Here is a 15,449-nt window from a genome sequence, read left to right on the forward strand (position 1 = left end):
GCGCAAAAAAATACCCCGACCAAAGCCGGGGCACTTTTTCAGCACGTGCCCGCAGGCGCATGCTCCATCACTTCACCACTTTCAAGCTCGGCCGGCCCGTAGGGCGCGGCGGCTCGGAGTCAGGCGGCGGCAGGTCGTCATCTTCAACTTCGATCGCTTCGTCGTCGTCAAGCGACGACTCCAGATCAAACACCATGCCCTGGCCATTTTCCCGGGCATAAATGCCCAGGATCGCGCCGATGGGCACATAGAGCGTATGGGGTACCCCACCAAAACGCCCTTCAAAGCTGACCGCTTCATTGTCCATGTGCAGTTGGCGTACGGCACTGGGCGAAACGTTCAGGACAATCTGTCCGTCACTGGCAAAACCTTGTGGCACCTGCACCGCAGGAAACTCGGAATTGACCAGCATGTGCGGGGTGCAATCGTTATCCACAATCCACTCATAGAGCGCGCGGACCAGATAAGGTCGACTGGAGTTCATCAACGGCTCCTTAAGCCTTAGCGCATATCACGTTCGACGCCAGACAGACTTGCCTGGAAAGCCTCACGCGCAAACTGGCGCTCCATGTAATCAAGCAGCGGCTTGGCAGGCCGCGGCAATTCAATGCCCAAAATCGGCAAACGCCAGAGTATGGGTAATAGGCAGCAATCCACCAGGCTTTGTTCCTCACTGAGGAAAAAAGGTTTGTCGGCGAACAACGGTGAAACGCCGGTCAGGCTCTCGCGCAATTCCTTGCGCGCCTGCACACGGGCCGCTTCTTTGCTGCGTGTATCCAGAATCAGATCCACCAGCCCACACCAGTCACGCTGGATCCGATGGATCAGCAAGCGGCTGTTGGCACGCGCCACCGGATACACCGGCAGCAAAGGTGGATGGGGGTAACGCTCATCCAGATATTCCATCACCACGGTTGACTCCCACAACGCCAGGTCACGATCGACCAGGGTGGGCAAGCTGCCGTAAGGGTTCACTTCGATCAGTTTCGGCGGATGACGACCCACCTCCACACTGATGATCTCGGCGCTGACACCCTTCTCTGCGAGCACGATGCGTACTCGGTGGGAATAGTGGTCGGCGGGGTCGGAGTAACAGGCCAACCGGTTGGTCACGCCCATGGCGGTCCTCCTCGCTTGTTGAAATTATCGAAAGCTCAAAAACGAGCGCGCCCAGAAAGCATCTCCCGTAACACCTGGATCAACCAGAGCGTTACCCGTTCAGAGACGTCGCTGGGCGCGCAAGATTAACAGCAATTGCCTAAGGTTGGATCAATGCACATCCTTCCAGTATTCACGCTTGAGCAAATAAGCGAATACGAAGAAGAAAGCCAGGTACAGCAACACATAGGTACCGATGCGTTGATGCTCCAGTTTGACCGGGTTGGCGGAGTACGCCAGGAAGGTCACCAGGTTCTTGACCTTCTCGTCGAACTGCTCCTCGTTCAGCGCACCGCTCTTGGGCACGATGGTCAGTTGATCACAGGCCTCATGGGTCAACGGTGTGCCGGTCAGCGGGTCATATTGCTTCTTGCCGTTTTCCACGACTTGAACCTGCTTGCATCCTACCACCTGACGCCCTTGCAGGCCGACCAGCACGTTAGGCATACCGACGTTCGGGAACACCTTGTTGTTCACGCCCCATGGACGTGTAGGGTCTTCGTAGAACGACTTCAGGTAGCCATACAGCCAGTCGGTGCCGCGTACGCGCGCTACCAGGGTCAGGTCGGGCGGTGCAGCCCCGAACCAGGCCTTGGCGTCGGCCGGTTGCATGCCGATGTTCATGTGGTCACCAATCTTGGCGCCGGTGAACACCAGGTTCTTGAGCATCAGCTCATGGGGGATACCCAGGTCGTCGGCAACCCGCTCGTAACGCTGGAACTTGGCGCTGTGGCAGCCCATGCAGTAGTTGGCGAACGTACGGGCGCCGTCTTGCATGGCAGCCTTGTCAGAAACGTCGATGTCGACTTTTTCCAGTTCCGCGCCGTGCTCGGCCGCGAAGGACAATACCGGCAGGGCAGCAAGAATCAATGCAGCAAATAATTTTTTCATCAGCCAGTCACCCTTTCCGGAACCGGTTTTGTCTTCTCGAGCCGGGTGTAGAACGGCATCAGAATGAAGTAGGCGAAGTACAGGAAGGTGCAGACCTGCGACAACAACGTCCGCTCAGGGGTTGGCGCCAATACGCCCAGCACGCCCAGGATCACGAACGAGATGCAGAACACCCACAGCCAGATCTTGCTCAGCCAGCCTTTGTAGCGCATGGACTTGACCGGGCTACGGTCAAGCCACGGCAACACGAACAGCACGGCAATGGCTGCACCCATGGCGATAACGCCCATGAGCTTGTCGGGGATCGCCCGCAAAATGGCGTAGAACGGCGTGAAGTACCATACCGGGGCAATGTGTTCCGGGGTCTTGAAGGCGTTCGCCTGTTCGAAGTTCGGCTTCTCAAGGAAATAGCCGCCCATTTCCGGGAAGAAGAACACGATCGAGCAGAACACAAACAGGAACACCACCACGCCGACGATATCCTTGACGGTGTAGTAAGGGTGGAATGGAATGCCGTCCAGCGGAATGCCGTTCTCGTCCTTGTGCTTCTTGATGTCCACGCCGTCCGGGTTGTTCGAACCCACTTCGTGCAGCGCCAGGATGTGCAGCACTACCAGGCCGAGAATCACGATCGGCAAGGCCACCACATGCAAGGCAAAGAAGCGGTTCAGGGTGATGCCCGAGATCAGGTAGTCACCACGGATCCACTGGGTCAGGTCATTGCCGATGACCGGGATCGCGCCAAACAGCGAGATGATCACCTGGGCACCCCAATAGGACATCTGGCCCCAAGGCAGCAGGTAGCCCATGAAGGCCTCTGCCATCAGCGCCAGGTAGATCAGCATGCCAAACACCCACACCAGCTCACGTGGCTTCTGGTACGACCCGTAGAGCAAGCCACGGAACATGTGCAGATAGACCACGATGAAGAACGCCGAAGCGCCAGTGGAGTGCAGCAGACGCAGGATCGAGCCGTACTCGACGTCACGCATGATGTATTCGACGGAGGCGAATGCTTCTTCCGCCGACGGGGTGTAGCTCATGGTCAGCCAGACACCGGTAACGATCTGATTGACCAGTACCAGCAATGCCAGGGAACCAAAGAAATAGAAGAAGTTGAAGTTCTTCGGCGCGTAATACTTGCTGAGATGGTCTTCCCACATTTTGGTGGCGGGGAAGCGCGCATCCACCCAATCCATGAACTTGCTCATTACGCGCTCTCCTTATCGACACCAATGACAATAACGTCGTCAGATTCGTAGTTGTGCGGCGGAACCGGCAGGTTCAACGGGGCAGGCTGGGATTTGTAGACGCGACCGGCCAGGTCGTAGTGGGAACCGTGGCAAGGGCAGAAATAGCCGCCGACCCAGTCCTTGCCCAGGTCCACTGGCGCGACTTCCGGGCGGAAGGTCGGCGAGCAGCCCAGGTGGGTGCAAAGACCGACCAGCAGCAGGATCTCTGGCTTGATCGAACGCACTTCGTTTTGGGCGTAGGCGGGTTGTTCGGAATTCTTGGACTCGGGGTCAGACAACTGGCCCTCGATCTTCTTCAGATTCCCCAGGATTTCCTCGGTACGACGAACGATGAATACTGGCTGGCCGCGCCACTCAGCAATCATCTGCTGGCCTGGCTCGATCTTGCTGACATTCACCTTCACCGGTGCACCTGCGGCTTTCGCCTTGGCACTGGGAAACCATGACCCCACGAACGGGACCGCAGCCCCCACCGCTCCTGCAGCACCCACCACGGATGTGGCTGCTACCAAGAAGCGACGCCGGCCTGCATTCACGCCGTCATTGCTCATTCAGTCCTCTCCCATCAGCTTTTTGGCCTGTTAAATCAGGCGTCTACTAAGTATTAAATCTGAACTTATAAAAATTTTGCCGAATGGTAATGAAAAGCCCCACCTCTGACAAGGTAATTACCCGGAGCCTAAGCCCCAAGCCTTGTAGTATAGGGGGTCTACGGATGTGGCAAGTTGTCACACAGAAAAAACCCGCACAAAACGCGGGCAATAAAAAACGCCCAGCTCCGTGAGGAGGCTGGGCGTTTTTGTGGAACGTAAAGCGAATTAACGCTTCGAGTACTGCGGACGCTTACGCGCTTTACGCAGACCGACTTTCTTACGTTCAACTTCACGGGCATCACGAGTCACGAAGCCAGCTTTGCGCAGAGCGCCGCGCAGGGTTTCGTCGTACTGCATCAGAGCGCGAGTGATACCGTGGCGGATTGCGCCAGCTTGACCACTTACACCGCCACCGATAACGGTGACGTAGATGTCGAACTTTTCAACGGTCTCGGTCAGTTCCAGCGGCTGACGAACTACCATGCGGGCAGTTTCGCGGCCGAAGAAGTTGTCCAGAGTGCGGTTGTTGATCGAGATGTTACCAGTGCCCGGACGCAGGAAAACGCGTGCGGTTGCGGTTTTGCGACGGCCAGTGCCGTAATTTTGAGTCGCCGACATAATGAACTATTCCGTTAAAACTTCAGTTCTTGGGGCTGCTGAGCAGCATGAGGGTGAGCAGCGCCCGCATAGACTTTCAGCTTGCGATACATGTCGCGACCCAGTGGGCCCTTCGGCAGCATACCTTTAACCGCGATCTCGATCGGGGCTTCAGGCTTCTTGGCAATCAGGCCTTCGAAGTTCGAAGACTTGATACCGCCTGGGAAACCGGAGTGACGGTAGTACATTTTGTCGCTTGCTTTGTTGCCGGTTACACGAACCTGCTCAGCGTTGATGATTACGATGTAGTCACCGGTATCAACGTGAGGGGTGTACTCAGGCTTGTGCTTGCCACGCAGACGGCTGGCGACTTCAGTGGCCAGACGACCCAGGGTCTGACCAGCGGCGTCGACGACAAACCAGTCGCGCTGAACTGTTTCCGGTTTTGCAGTAAAAGTTGTCATTCTTTAATAGCCTCAGGGGCCGCCCTGTAAATTAGACGGCGGATCTTACTGAATAGTGCGTACTTTGACAAGTCAAAGGCAGCCGGATACAGACGCTATCGGGGGCTCGGGTCAGCGCGTCCGTTCAACGGCAAGATTCTTCGGCAGGCGGCGCATCACTTCCACTGCAGAAAGAGGTGGGCAATTATGCAGATTGCGAAAAAAAATTCAACCTGCTTTTATGATTGTTTTCCCGAAGGAGCACCCGATGAAGTATCGACAGCTGGGCCGGACCGATCTGAACGTGAGCGAGATCTGCCTCGGGACCATGACCTGGGGTGAGCAGAACACCGAGGCAGAGGCCTTCGCGCAGATTGAGCGGGCCAAAGGCGCGGGGATCAACTTCCTCGATACCGCAGAGATGTACCCGGTGCCGCCCAAGGCCGACACCTATGCCACCACCGAGCGCTACATCGGCAATTACTTCAAGAGCCGTGGCGACCGCGCCGACTGGATCCTCGCCAGCAAGATCGCCGGCCCCGGCAATACCATCGACTACATCCGCGATGGCCACCTCAAGCACAACCGCAAACATATCGTCGACGCCCTGGATGCCAGCCTCAAGCGCCTGCAGACTGACTGGATCGACCTGTACCAGTTGCACTGGCCGGAACGCAGCACCAACTTCTTCGGCCAACTGAGCTACAAGCACCAGGAAGAGCCCGACCTGACGCCCCTGGAAGAAACCCTCGAAGCCCTCGACGAGCAGGTCAAGGCCGGCAAGATCCGCCACATCGGCCTGTCCAATGAAACGCCTTGGGGCACCATGAAGTTCCTGGCCCTGGCCGAAGCCCGTGGCTGGACCCGCGCAGTGTCGATCCAGAACCCCTACAACCTGCTCAACCGCAGCTTTGAAGTGGGCCTGGCGGAGATCGCCATCCGCGAGCAATGTGGCTTGCTGGCTTACTCGCCCCTGGCGTTCGGCATGCTCAGCGGCAAGTACGAAGGCGGCGCACGGCCGGCCAAGGGCCGCTTGAGCCTGTACAGCCGCTTCAGCCGCTACTTCAACCCACAATCGGAAGCCGCGTGCAGCCGTTACGTGGCCCTGGCCCGCGAGCACGGCCTGGACCCGGCGCAGATGGCCCTGGCGTTTGTGACGCAGCAGCCGTTTGTGACCAGCAATATCATTGGCGCCACGACGCTTGCGCAGTTGGATAGCAACATCGCCAGTGCCGACCTGAAGCTGTCGAAAGAGGTACTGGAGGGGATTGAGGCGATTCAGAAGGATCATCCCAACCCTGCGCCTTGATTGACCTTTAGGCCGCCTTCGCGAGCAAGCCCGCTCCCACATTCGAATGTGTTCACACATCAAAATGTGGGAGCGGGCTTGCCTGCGATAGCGCCCTCAAAAGCACTAAAGATTCAAAGCGCCCGCGCAATGATCTCCTTCATGATCTCGTTGGTCCCCGCATAAATGCGCTGCACGCGCGCATCCGCCCAGGCCCGGGCGATCGGATATTCCCACATAAAGCCGTAGCCGCCGTGCAACTGCACGCACTCGTCGAGCACCTTGCATTGCAGGTCAGTGGTCCAATACTTGGCCATCGCCGCCGTGGGCACGTCCAGCTTGCCTTGCAGGTGCTGTTCCAGGCACTTGTCGACAAACACCCGGCCGATCTGCACCTCGGTGGCAATCTCCGCCAGCTTGAAGCGGGTGTTCTGAAAGTCCGCAATCGCCTTGCCAAACGCCTTGCGCTCGCGGGTGTAGTCCAACGTCCATTGCAATGCAGCTTCGGCCGAGGCCAGGGCGCCGATGGCCACGGTCAGGCGCTCCTGGGGCAATTCCTGCATCAGGTAGGCAAAGCCCATCCCCGCCTGGCCCAGCAGGTTCTCCTTGGGCACGCGCACATCCTGGAAGAACAGCTCGGAGGTGTCCTGGGCCTTCATCCCGACCTTTTCCAGGCGCTTGCCCTTGTCGAACCCCGGCGTATTGGCCTCGACCAGAAACAGGCTGGTGCCTTTGGCGCCAGCCTTGGGGTCGGTCTTGGCCACCACAATCACCAGGTCCGCCAGGAAGCCGTTGGTGATAAAGGTCTTGGAGCCGTTGATCACATATTCGTCGCCATCCAACACGGCGGTGGTCTTGACCCCTTGCAGGTCGGAGCCGGCGCCCGGCTCGGTCATGGCAATCGCGGTGACCATTTCCCCGGACACCAACTTGGGCAAGTACTTGTGCTTCAGTGCCTCACTGCCGTAATGCAGGATATACGGCGCAACAATGTCCGAATGCAGGGAGAAGCCAATCCCGGTCAGCCCCAGGCGGCCGATCTCTTCGATCACCACGGTGCTATAGAGAAAGTCGGCGCCCAGGCCGCCGTATTCTTCCGGCAGATGGGAACAGAGCATGCCCGCCTCCCCCGCCTTGCTCCACAGATTGCGATCAATATGCCCCTGCTTTTCCCATTGCGCATGGAACGGCACCGCGTCCTTTTCAAGGAAGGTGCGCACGCTCTGACGGAAGAGTTCGTGCTCGGAGCTGAACAAGGTTCTGGGAATCATGGGTCACCTGCGTCGATTGTCAGACAAAAACAAGATCACAGAGCCTAAGCTGCACGGACGTCACAGGACACTGGACACATGCGACAAAAAATAAGACGATCCAGCCGTTAGTTGACCACTTTCCCCTATAAGAATAATCGAAATTATGTCTAGCCTCGTCTCCACGCCCCTGCGGCGCGTCAGCATTTTGGCCATTGATCGGGTGTTTGCTTCAACCCTCATGCAAGCCAAGGATTTTTTCCACCTCGCCAGCCTGCGTTACGGCAAACAGCAAGGCCTGGGCCTCACGCCAGCCTTTGAAACCCGCCTTGTCAGCCCCGACGGGCAACCGGTATGTAGCTTCAGCGATGTGATCATGCCGGTGGACGGCGGCCTGGAAAACGCCGACATCATTGTGCTCCCAGCCTTCTGGGATGACTTCGACGCCCTGAGCAAACGCTACCCGCAGATCCTGCCATGGCTGCGTGAGCAGCATGCCCGGGGTGCGGTGCTGTGCGGTGAGGCCACCGGGGTGTTCTGGCTCGCCGAAGCCGGCCTGCTCGATGGCAAGGAGGCGACCACCTACTGGCGCTTCTTCAATGCGTTCAGCGAGCGCTTCCCCAAGGTCCAGCTCAATCAGGACAAGCACCTGACCGACGCCGACAACCTGTACTGCGCCGGTGGCACGACATCGGCCTGCGATCTTTATATCTATCTGATCGAGCGTTTCTGCGGCGCCAACATCGCCCAGGCCGTGGCCCGCGACATTCTCTACGAAGTGCAGCGCAGCTACGCACCGGGGCGCATCGGGTTTGGCGGGCAGAAGCTGCACCAGGACGTGATCATCCTGCAGATCCAGCATTGGCTCGAAGAGCACTTCGCCGACAAGTTCCGCTTTGAAGACGTCGCCCGCGAACACGGCATGAGCATCCGCAACTTTATGCGCAGGTTCCAGACCGCGACCGGCGACAAGCCGCTGCACTACCTGCAACGCCTGCGGATCGAGACCGCCAAGGGCTTGTTGTCGGGCAGCCGCAAGAGCATCAAGACCATCAGCTACGAGGTGGGTTACGACGATGCGAGCTTCTTTGCGCGGCTGTTCAGGCAGCACACGGAGTTGTCGCCGAACCAGTATCGCCAGCAGTTCCAGCAGGCCGCCTAACTAAAGCCGAGCACAATCAAATGTGGGAGCGGGCTTGCTCGCGAATGCGGAGTGTCAGTTAACGAATAAGTCGACTGATACACCGCATTCGCGAGCAAGCCCGCTCCCACATTTTGTGTTCGGTGTTTGCCTAAGGCTTGTGCGCCCGCGCCAGGAACTCGTGGGACTGCATTTCCAGCAAACGACTCAAGGTGCGCTGGAATTCGAAGTTCAAGCGACCGCCGGTGTAGAGGTCCTTGAGTTCGACTTCAGCTGAAATGATCAGCTTGACGTTACGGTCGTAGAACTCATCGACCATGTTGATAAAGCGCCGGGCGATGTCGTCGGTGGTGACGCTCATTTGCTCCACGCCACTCAAGATCACGGCATGGAAGATCTTGCCCAGTTCGATGTAGTCGTTCTGGCTGCGCGGGCCGTCGCACAGTTCGCGGAAATCGAACCAGGCCACGTCGTCACAGGTGCGCAGGGCGATGATCTGGCGATTTTCGATGATCAACTTATCGTTTTCCACCGCCTGGGTGCATTCCGGCGTCAGCGCGCGAAAGCTCTTGCGCAGGCTTTCATGGGCCGCTTCGTCGAGGGGGAAGTGGAACAGTTCCGCCTGCTCAAGGTGACGCAGACGGTAGTCGACGCCGCTGTCGACGTTGACGATATCGGTGTGCTGCTTGATCAGGGCGATGGCCGGCAGGAAGCGCGCGCGTTGCAGGCCGTCCTTGTACAGGCCGTCGGGCACGATGTTCGAGGTGGCGACCAGGGTCACGCCGTTCTTGAACAACTCTTCCATCAGGGTGCCAAGGATCATCGCGTCGGTGATATCGGACACGAAGAACTCATCGAAGCAGATCACCCGCGCCTCTTGGGAGAAGCGTTTGGCGATGATGGTCAGCGGGTTTTTCTCGCCGTGCAGGGTCTTCATCTCTTCGTGCACACGCTTCATGAAGCGGTGGAAGTGCGTGCGCGATTTTTCCTTGAACGGCAGCGCTTCGAAGAAGGTATCGACCAGGTACGTCTTGCCCCGGCCCACGCCGCCCCAGAAATACAGGCCCTTGACCGGCACCTGGTCTTTCTTGCCAAACAACTTGCTGAGCATCCCGGGCTTGCTCTGCGAGGCCGCGACCAGGTCTTCGTACAGGCGCTGCAAATGGCGCACCGCCGTTTCCTGGGCCGCATCATGGAAGAAGTCGGGGCGCTTCAGATCAGCTTGATATCGTTCTAGGGGCGTCATAATTTCGTTAGCAAGGCAACAAAAACGGGCCGTCACTGTAACGACGGCCCCGGATAATGGCAATCAACCCTTGGTCGGGTCAGTCCTCGACGGGGGTCAATGCCACGCGCACAGCTTCGATGGCGGCATCCCGCGCAGCCGCATCGGCAAAGGCCGGGCTGTCGGCGACACAGGCGCCTTCGAGCCACACACTGAAGCTCAGGGCCTCACTGCGCACATCCAGCGCCTGGCCGGACTGCAACTGCTTGGTGGCAGCACCCGCCGCCTTGCCGTCGGCAAAGTTGCGCGACAACAGCAGTTGCTCGCCGTCAGCCGCCAACAGGCGGAAACGGAAGCTGCCGTCGTCTTCACGGAAGCTGACAAAACGCGCGGCCTTGACTGCCTTCTTCTTGACGCTGGCAGCTTCGCTCGCCTGGTTGACGAACGAACGCAGGCCCACGGCTTCGCGCAGCTCTTGCAGGAATGGAGCGGCCACGGCGCGGGCTTTCTTGGCGCCGACCAGCAACAGGTCTTCCATGTCCGAAGGGCGCGACATCAATTGATGGTAGCGCTCGCGGGCTTCGCCCAACTGGCCGTCCAGCAGTTGGAACAGACGGTTCTTCGCCTCGCCCCAACCCAGGCCATCGAGCAGTTCGCGGCGCAGTTGCTGTTCCTGTTCAGGGGTGGCGAACGCCTGGTACAAGGTGAACAGGTGCGAGTTGTCCGGATCCTTGGCCTCACCCGGCGCGCGGGAGTCGGTGACGATCCGCGAGATCGCGTCCTTCATGTCCTTGGCGGTGGTGAACAACGGGATGGTGTTGTCGTAGCTTTTCGACATCTTGCGCCCATCCAGGCCCGGCAAGGTGGCGACGCTTTCTTCGATCAACGCCTCGGGCATGGTGAAGAACTCACGGCCCTTGCCAAACAGGTGGTTGAAACGCTGGCCGATATCACGGGCCATTTCCACGTGCTGGATCTGGTCACGGCCGACCGGCACCTTGTGCGCGTTGAACATCAGGATGTCTGCGGCCATCAGCACCGGGTAGCTGTACAGGCCCATGCTGATCCCGGCGTCCGGGTCTTCGCCGTTTTCCAGGTTCTTGTCCACCGAGGCCTTGTAGGCGTGGGCGCGGTTGAGCAGGCCCTTGGCCGCGACGCAGGTCAGCAGCCAGGTCAGCTCGGGAATTTCCGGGATATCGGACTGACGATAGAACGTCACCCGGTTCACATCCAGGCCACCCGCCAGCCAGGTCGCGGCGATTTCCATACGCGAGCGCTGGATGCGCTGCGGGTCATCGCACTTGATCAGGGCGTGGTAGTCGGCCAGGAAGTAGAACGAATCGGCATTGGCATCCTGGCTGGCGAGGATCGCCGGGCGGATGGCACCGGCGTAGTTGCCCAGGTGCGGGGTGCCGGTGGTGGTGATGCCGGTGAGGATACGGGTACGAGTCGTCATGGGTAATCGCTTATCAGACTGCTATCAATTCGAAAGGCGCGGCAGCACCAGATCCTTGAGATCGGTGAGCTTGCCATGAAAAAAGTGCCCGCATTCTGCCACTTTCAGCAGCTCATGGGGGCGTTTCAGGGCCGCGGACCAGTCGTAGACGGTCTGCGGGTCGACCACTTCGTCGGTTTCCGGCTGGATCAGGGTCAACGGGCAGTCCTGTGGCAGCACGTCCTCATCACGCAAACGCATGACCGCCGCAGCCACCATGAACAGGTGCGCGAGTTTTTCGCCCTTGGCTTCCAGGCGCCCGCCCAGGCTTGCAGCAACAAAACCACCGAACGAGAAACCCAGCAAGGTGATGGGCAGGCCCGGGTGCTTTTCACGCAGCCAACCGGCCGCCGCTTCGGCGTCGTCCACTTCACCACTGCTCATGTCGTGGGTACCGGCACTGGCACCCACGCCACGGTAATTGAAACGCAAAGTGATCAAACCGGCATCGCGGGCGGTGCGCTGCAAGGTCGATACGACTTTATTGAGCATGGTGCCGCCCTGCACCGGGTTGGGGTGGCAGATCAGCGCCAGGCCACGTGGCTCGGGGTGATCCAGATACAGGGCTTCCAATTGGCCTACCGGGCCATCGATCAAAACGGGGGTTTCACGCATGAGCAAGGAATGAACTCCGTGACCTCTCAAGGGGTCGACTCGTCTAGCTAAAAGTCTGTGCATGGCATCATTGCGAGCTTAATCGCGGTATACAGCGCAGGTCCGAGCCGTTAACGTAAAGCAAAGCCGTTTATAGAGGAAGGACTCGTGGAACACTCGCTCTTAGTTTGGTTGTTGCCGACTCTTGCCCTGGTTGCCGGTGTCGCCATTGGATTCCTGGTTGCTCGCCTGCTGCCGAATGCCGCGCCTAACCGCACGCAGCGTCAGTTGGATGACATTCAGGAACGTTTTGACAGTTATCAGAACGAGGTTGTTACCCACTTCAACAGCACCGCGACCCTGGTCAAGAAGCTCACCCAGAGCTACCAGGAAGTACAGGATCACCTCGCCGATGGCGCCAACCGCCTGGCCCTGGACGACATCACACGTCAGCGCCTGCTGGCCGCGCTGCATTCCGATGCCACGCAAGCCCCGCGGGAGCGCCTGACCCCGCCAAGGGAAAATCAGGAGCCGCCACGGGACTACGCGCCAAAAACGCCGAACGCCCCCGGCATGCTGGATGAGCATTACGGTTTGAAGAAGTAAGTCGTTTTCAAGCGTAAAAAAAGCCCGGCTGATCGATGATCAGCCGGGCTTTTTGTTGAATGCACGCAACTCAACATGTAGGAGCCGGCAAGCCGGCTCCTTCATTAACCGTTGGCGGCCCTCAGCGGCGTACCGGGCGCTTCTGCAACTTGCGCTGCAAGGTGCGACGGTGCATGCCCAACGCTCGGGCGGTAGCCGAGATGTTGCCTTCATGCTCGGTCAACACACGCTGGATGTGCTCCCACTGCAGGCGGTCCACCGACATCGGGTTTTCCGGCACCAGGGTGTCGAGGTCGGCGTGTTCGGAGAGCAGCGCTGCCAGTACATCATCGGCATCGGCCGGCTTGCACAGGTAATTGCAGGCACCGCGCTTGATCGCCTCGACGGCGGTGGCAATGCTGGAATACCCGGTAAGGATCAGCACGCGCATTTCCGGGTCCAGTTCCAGCAGCTTGGGCAGCAGCACCAGGCCGGAGTCGCCGTCCATTTTCAGGTCCAGTGCCGCGTAGTCCGGCAGGTCGGCCTGGGCGATGGTCAGGCCTTCTTCGGCGGAGCCTGCGGTGCTGACGCGAAACCCGCGGCGGCTCATGGCTCGCGCCATTACGCGGGTAAAGGTGGCGTCATCATCTACCAGCAACAGGTGCGGCAGTTCTTCGCCTTCGACTTGGATCTCGTCACTCATCGATGTCTCCTCGTGCAGCACGGGGCAGGCGCAGCTCGGTGAGCGTGCCGCCTTCCTCATGGGGGTAAAGTTTCACCGAGCCGCCAGCGCGGGTCACGCTGGCCTTGCTCAAGAACAGGCCCAGGCCGAAGCCCTTGCCCTTGGTGGTAAAGAATGGCTTGCCGATCTGTTCGGCAATCGCCAGCGGCACGCCGGCACCGTGGTCGCGAATGCTGATGGTGAGGTTTTCCGAATCCCAGTCCAACTGCACTTCCAGCCCTTCCGGGCAGGCATCGGCTGCATTGTTCAACAGGTTCAGCAACGCCTGGGTCAGATCCGGCGGTGGCGCCATGCGAGGCACTGCGCCCTGCCCCAACAGGTGGAAGCGGTAACTGGCTTCGGGGCGCATCAGGTGCCAGCGGTTCAAGGCTTCGTCCAACCACTGGGTGACGTCCTGCATATCCACCGCCAGGCGCCGGTTGGCTTCCGCGGCACGCACCAGTTGTTGCAAGGTTTGCTTGCACTGCTTGACCTGTTCCTGCAGCACGCCGAGGTCGTCCTGTAGCGCCGGGTCGTGATGGTCCTGGCGCATTTCCTTGATCAGCACGCTCATGGTTGCCAGCGGCGTACCCAGCTCATGGGCCGCGCCGGCGGCCTGGGTCGCCACGGCCAACAGTTGCTGGTCACGCAAGCCTTCTTCGCGACGGATAGCACGCAGTTCTTCCTGGCGCCGCAGCTCTTCGGCCATGCGCGCAGCGAAAAACGTGATCACGGCCGCCGACAGCGCGAAGCTCAGCCACATGCCGTAGATCTGCAGGTTTTCCCGGGCGATCGGGAAGGTTTCCAGGGGATAGAACTGCGCCAGCAACAAGGTGTAGAGCGCCAGGGCAATACCCGACAGGATCACCGAGTAGCGCCACGGCAACGTCACGGCGGCAATGGTCAGCGGCACCAGATAATAGGAAACGAACGGGTTGGTGGAGCCACCGGAGAAATACAGCAACACACTGTGGATAAACAGGTCACAGGCCAGTTGCAGGGCATACTCCAGCTCTGTCACCGGCCACGTGGTGCGCAGGCGGATGGCCGTGAACACACACAACACCGTGGAAAAAGCCAAAGTCACCCACAGTTGCAGCCAGGGCAACGGCAGCAGCTCAAACCAATAGGCAAGCCCCACGGAACCGGCTTGGGCGGCCAGGACCAGGGTGCGGATAAACGTCAGGCGCCAGAGGTTCTGGCGAGTGGCGGAAGTCAGTTGTACGGGGGCGAGCATGAGCTCTCCTGATGAGCGCTCCAGGCGGATCGCAAGGAGTATAAACGAAGCCAGGGTATCGACAGCGTGTGTGTGGCCCTTTGACGCAGGTCACACAATCAGGAACGCCGGACGCAAAATGACCGTTCGTCGGCATTGCGCCAAGGTGTAGAGAATTTGTAACCCGCCGAACCCGAATCCCCCGTCTACAGTCTTACCGAACACGATCACCCTCAAGGAGCTTCCATGTCACGTTTCACTCGCAGTGCCGCCCTTATTGCCCTCAGCGTTGGCAGCGTCGCCAGCCTGCCCGTGCTGGCTGCCGATCAACTGCACTACAACCAGATTTCCCTGCGGGCCGAAGTCAGCCAGGAAGTGGCCCGTGACCAGATGATCGTCACCCTGTACACCGAGTCCCAGAACACCGACCCGGCCAAGCTGGCCGCCGAGATCACCACCACCATGAACAAGGCGCTGGCCCAGGCCCGCGAAGTCAAGGGCGTCACCCTGCGCCAGGGCAGCCGCAACAGCTACCCGATCTACGACAACAAGAACCAGAAGATCACCGGCTGGCGTGAACGCGCCGAATTGCGCATGGAAAGCTCGGACTTCGCGGCGCTGTCCAAGCTCACCGGCGAGATGCTGACCAATCTGAAAATGGACAGCATGGACTTCGCCATCGCCAACCCGACCCGCAAGGCCAGCGAAGATGCGCTGCTCAAGGAAGCGGTCGCTGCATTCAAGGCCCGCGCGCAATTGGCCACTGATGCGCTCGGTGGCAAGGGTTACAAGATCGTCAACCTGAACTTCAACACTAATGGTTATCCACAGCCTTATGCCCGCGGCGGCATGATGATGAAGGCTGCGGCGATGGATTCAGCGCCGACGCCTGAGGTCGAGGCGGGCACCAGCCAAGTCAGCATGAGTGCGGACGGGGTGATTGAAGTCTTACAGTAAGCGTTTCAATCTACAAAGACGGCACAGCCTAATAGCTTGTGC

General features: G+C 59.4%; 17 protein-coding genes. 4 read left to right on the forward strand and 13 right to left on the reverse strand.

All coding sequences use genetic code 11. The annotated features are described in order from the left end of the window. Positions 1-67 precede the first annotated feature (67 nt). The 7 genes from BHC62_RS02295 to rplM all read right to left on the reverse strand — a co-directional run bounded on the left by BHC62_RS02295 (position 68) and on the right by rplM (position 4,956). Positions 68-484 (reverse strand): ClpXP protease specificity-enhancing factor, encoded by a 417-nt coding sequence (locus BHC62_RS02295; protein WP_029291899.1) that lies wholly within the window; start codon positions 482-484, stop codon positions 68-70. Positions 485-501: 17 nt separating this feature from the next. Beyond that, the gene (locus BHC62_RS02300) at positions 502-1,119 is read right to left on the reverse strand and encodes a glutathione S-transferase N-terminal domain-containing protein (RefSeq protein WP_027604841.1); all 618 of its coding nucleotides are present in this window, start codon (positions 1,117-1,119) and stop codon (positions 502-504) included. 150 nt (positions 1,120-1,269) lie between these two features. Further along, the gene (locus BHC62_RS02305; RefSeq protein WP_029291902.1) at positions 1,270-2,049 is read right to left on the reverse strand and encodes a cytochrome c1; all 780 of its coding nucleotides are present in this window, start codon (positions 2,047-2,049) and stop codon (positions 1,270-1,272) included. Further along, complete coding sequence (locus BHC62_RS02310; RefSeq protein ID WP_003188526.1) at positions 2,049-3,260, reverse strand: cytochrome bc complex cytochrome b subunit; 1,212 nt, start codon at positions 3,258-3,260, stop codon at positions 2,049-2,051. Before BHC62_RS02310 ends, BHC62_RS02305 begins: the two co-directional genes overlap by 1 nt. Then, positions 3,260-3,853, reverse strand: coding sequence for a ubiquinol-cytochrome c reductase iron-sulfur subunit (gene petA, locus BHC62_RS02315; protein ID WP_029291905.1), 594 nt, complete (start codon positions 3,851-3,853; stop codon positions 3,260-3,262). The genes BHC62_RS02310 and petA overlap by 1 nt, the downstream gene beginning before the upstream one ends. Before the next feature lie 267 nt (positions 3,854-4,120). Continuing rightward, entirely contained in the window at positions 4,121-4,513 is a 393-nt protein-coding gene (gene rpsI, locus BHC62_RS02320; RefSeq protein WP_003171743.1) for a 30S ribosomal protein S9, read from the reverse strand. A 14-nt stretch (positions 4,514-4,527) separates the two neighbouring features. Then, entirely contained in the window at positions 4,528-4,956 is a 429-nt protein-coding gene (gene rplM / locus BHC62_RS02325) for a 50S ribosomal protein L13 (RefSeq protein WP_029291908.1), read from the reverse strand. A gap of 247 nt (positions 4,957-5,203) precedes the next feature. Between rplM and BHC62_RS02330 the strand changes: the two genes are divergently transcribed. Continuing rightward, entirely contained in the window at positions 5,204-6,244 is a 1,041-nt protein-coding gene (locus BHC62_RS02330; RefSeq protein WP_029291910.1) for an NADP(H)-dependent aldo-keto reductase, read from the forward strand. Between the two features lie 113 nt (positions 6,245-6,357). Here the strand turns inward: BHC62_RS02330 and BHC62_RS02335 are convergent, their stop codons facing one another. Next, a complete protein-coding gene (locus BHC62_RS02335) occupies positions 6,358-7,494 on the reverse strand; it encodes an acyl-CoA dehydrogenase family protein (protein WP_029291912.1) in 1,137 nt (378 codons plus the stop codon). Between the two features lie 220 nt (positions 7,495-7,714). Here BHC62_RS02335 and BHC62_RS02340 point away from each other — a divergent pair, with 220 nt between their 5' ends. Then, positions 7,715-8,635, forward strand: a complete 921-nt coding sequence (locus BHC62_RS02340) for a GlxA family transcriptional regulator (protein WP_169851207.1) — start codon at positions 7,715-7,717, stop codon at positions 8,633-8,635. A 130-nt stretch (positions 8,636-8,765) separates the two neighbouring features. Here the strand turns inward: BHC62_RS02340 and zapE are convergent, their stop codons facing one another. From zapE to BHC62_RS02355, 3 genes are all read right to left on the reverse strand, one after another. Continuing rightward, the gene (gene zapE, locus BHC62_RS02345) at positions 8,766-9,860 is read right to left on the reverse strand and encodes a cell division protein ZapE (RefSeq protein ID WP_029291916.1); all 1,095 of its coding nucleotides are present in this window, start codon (positions 9,858-9,860) and stop codon (positions 8,766-8,768) included. A 79-nt stretch (positions 9,861-9,939) separates the two neighbouring features. Beyond that, positions 9,940-11,295 (reverse strand): tryptophan--tRNA ligase, encoded by a 1,356-nt coding sequence (locus tag BHC62_RS02350; protein ID WP_070994114.1) that lies wholly within the window; start codon positions 11,293-11,295, stop codon positions 9,940-9,942. A gap of 24 nt (positions 11,296-11,319) precedes the next feature. Beyond that, a complete protein-coding gene (locus BHC62_RS02355; protein ID WP_029291919.1) occupies positions 11,320-11,949 on the reverse strand; it encodes an alpha/beta hydrolase in 630 nt (209 codons plus the stop codon). 147 nt (positions 11,950-12,096) lie between these two features. Here BHC62_RS02355 and BHC62_RS02360 point away from each other — a divergent pair, with 147 nt between their 5' ends. Next, positions 12,097-12,534, forward strand: a complete 438-nt coding sequence (locus BHC62_RS02360) for a YhcB family protein (RefSeq protein ID WP_029291922.1) — start codon at positions 12,097-12,099, stop codon at positions 12,532-12,534. A gap of 121 nt (positions 12,535-12,655) precedes the next feature. Here BHC62_RS02360 and BHC62_RS02365 read toward each other — a convergent pair whose 3' ends face one another. Further along, a complete protein-coding gene (locus tag BHC62_RS02365) occupies positions 12,656-13,216 on the reverse strand; it encodes a response regulator transcription factor (protein ID WP_029291924.1) in 561 nt (186 codons plus the stop codon). After that, the gene (locus tag BHC62_RS02370; protein WP_029291925.1) at positions 13,209-14,471 is read right to left on the reverse strand and encodes an ATP-binding protein; all 1,263 of its coding nucleotides are present in this window, start codon (positions 14,469-14,471) and stop codon (positions 13,209-13,211) included. The genes BHC62_RS02365 and BHC62_RS02370 overlap by 8 nt, the downstream gene beginning before the upstream one ends. A 225-nt stretch (positions 14,472-14,696) precedes the next feature. On the opposite strand from BHC62_RS02370, the gene BHC62_RS02375 reads away from it, so the two are divergent. Further along, positions 14,697-15,407: an SIMPL domain-containing protein gene (locus BHC62_RS02375; protein WP_029291927.1), complete on the forward strand. Its 711-nt coding sequence runs from the start codon at positions 14,697-14,699 to the stop codon at positions 15,405-15,407. The last annotated feature ends 42 nt before the right edge of the window (positions 15,408-15,449 follow it).

Source organism: Pseudomonas sp. 06C 126 (assembly GCF_001855215.1).
Lineage (GTDB): Bacteria > Pseudomonadota > Gammaproteobacteria > Pseudomonadales > Pseudomonadaceae > Aquipseudomonas > Aquipseudomonas proteolytica.

Coding starts and splice junctions, on each gene's coding strand:
- zapE (WP_029291916.1), bottom strand. CDS start 9,860: ATGACGCCCCTAGAACGATATCAAGCTGATCTGAAGCGCCCCGACTTC.
- BHC62_RS02310 (WP_003188526.1), bottom strand. CDS start 3,260: ATGAGCAAGTTCATGGATTGGGTGGATGCGCGCTTCCCCGCCACCAAA.
- BHC62_RS02295 (WP_029291899.1), bottom strand. CDS start 484: ATGAACTCCAGTCGACCTTATCTGGTCCGCGCGCTCTATGAGTGGATT.
- BHC62_RS02375 (WP_029291927.1), top strand. CDS start 14,697: ATGTCACGTTTCACTCGCAGTGCCGCCCTTATTGCCCTCAGCGTTGGC.
- BHC62_RS02335 (WP_029291912.1), bottom strand. CDS start 7,494: ATGATTCCCAGAACCTTGTTCAGCTCCGAGCACGAACTCTTCCGTCAG.
- BHC62_RS02330 (WP_029291910.1), top strand. CDS start 5,204: ATGAAGTATCGACAGCTGGGCCGGACCGATCTGAACGTGAGCGAGATC.
- BHC62_RS02340 (WP_169851207.1), top strand. CDS start 7,715: ATGCAAGCCAAGGATTTTTTCCACCTCGCCAGCCTGCGTTACGGCAAA.
- rplM (WP_029291908.1), bottom strand. CDS start 4,956: ATGACAACTTTTACTGCAAAACCGGAAACAGTTCAGCGCGACTGGTTT.
- BHC62_RS02365 (WP_029291924.1), bottom strand. CDS start 13,216: ATGAGTGACGAGATCCAAGTCGAAGGCGAAGAACTGCCGCACCTGTTG.
- BHC62_RS02350 (WP_070994114.1), bottom strand. CDS start 11,295: ATGACGACTCGTACCCGTATCCTCACCGGCATCACCACCACCGGCACC.
- rpsI (WP_003171743.1), bottom strand. CDS start 4,513: ATGTCGGCGACTCAAAATTACGGCACTGGCCGTCGCAAAACCGCAACC.
- petA (WP_029291905.1), bottom strand. CDS start 3,853: ATGAGCAATGACGGCGTGAATGCAGGCCGGCGTCGCTTCTTGGTAGCA.
- BHC62_RS02300 (WP_027604841.1), bottom strand. CDS start 1,119: ATGGGCGTGACCAACCGGTTGGCCTGTTACTCCGACCCCGCCGACCAC.
- BHC62_RS02370 (WP_029291925.1), bottom strand. CDS start 14,471: ATGCTCGCCCCCGTACAACTGACTTCCGCCACTCGCCAGAACCTCTGG.
- BHC62_RS02355 (WP_029291919.1), bottom strand. CDS start 11,949: ATGCGTGAAACCCCCGTTTTGATCGATGGCCCGGTAGGCCAATTGGAA.
- BHC62_RS02305 (WP_029291902.1), bottom strand. CDS start 2,049: ATGAAAAAATTATTTGCTGCATTGATTCTTGCTGCCCTGCCGGTATTG.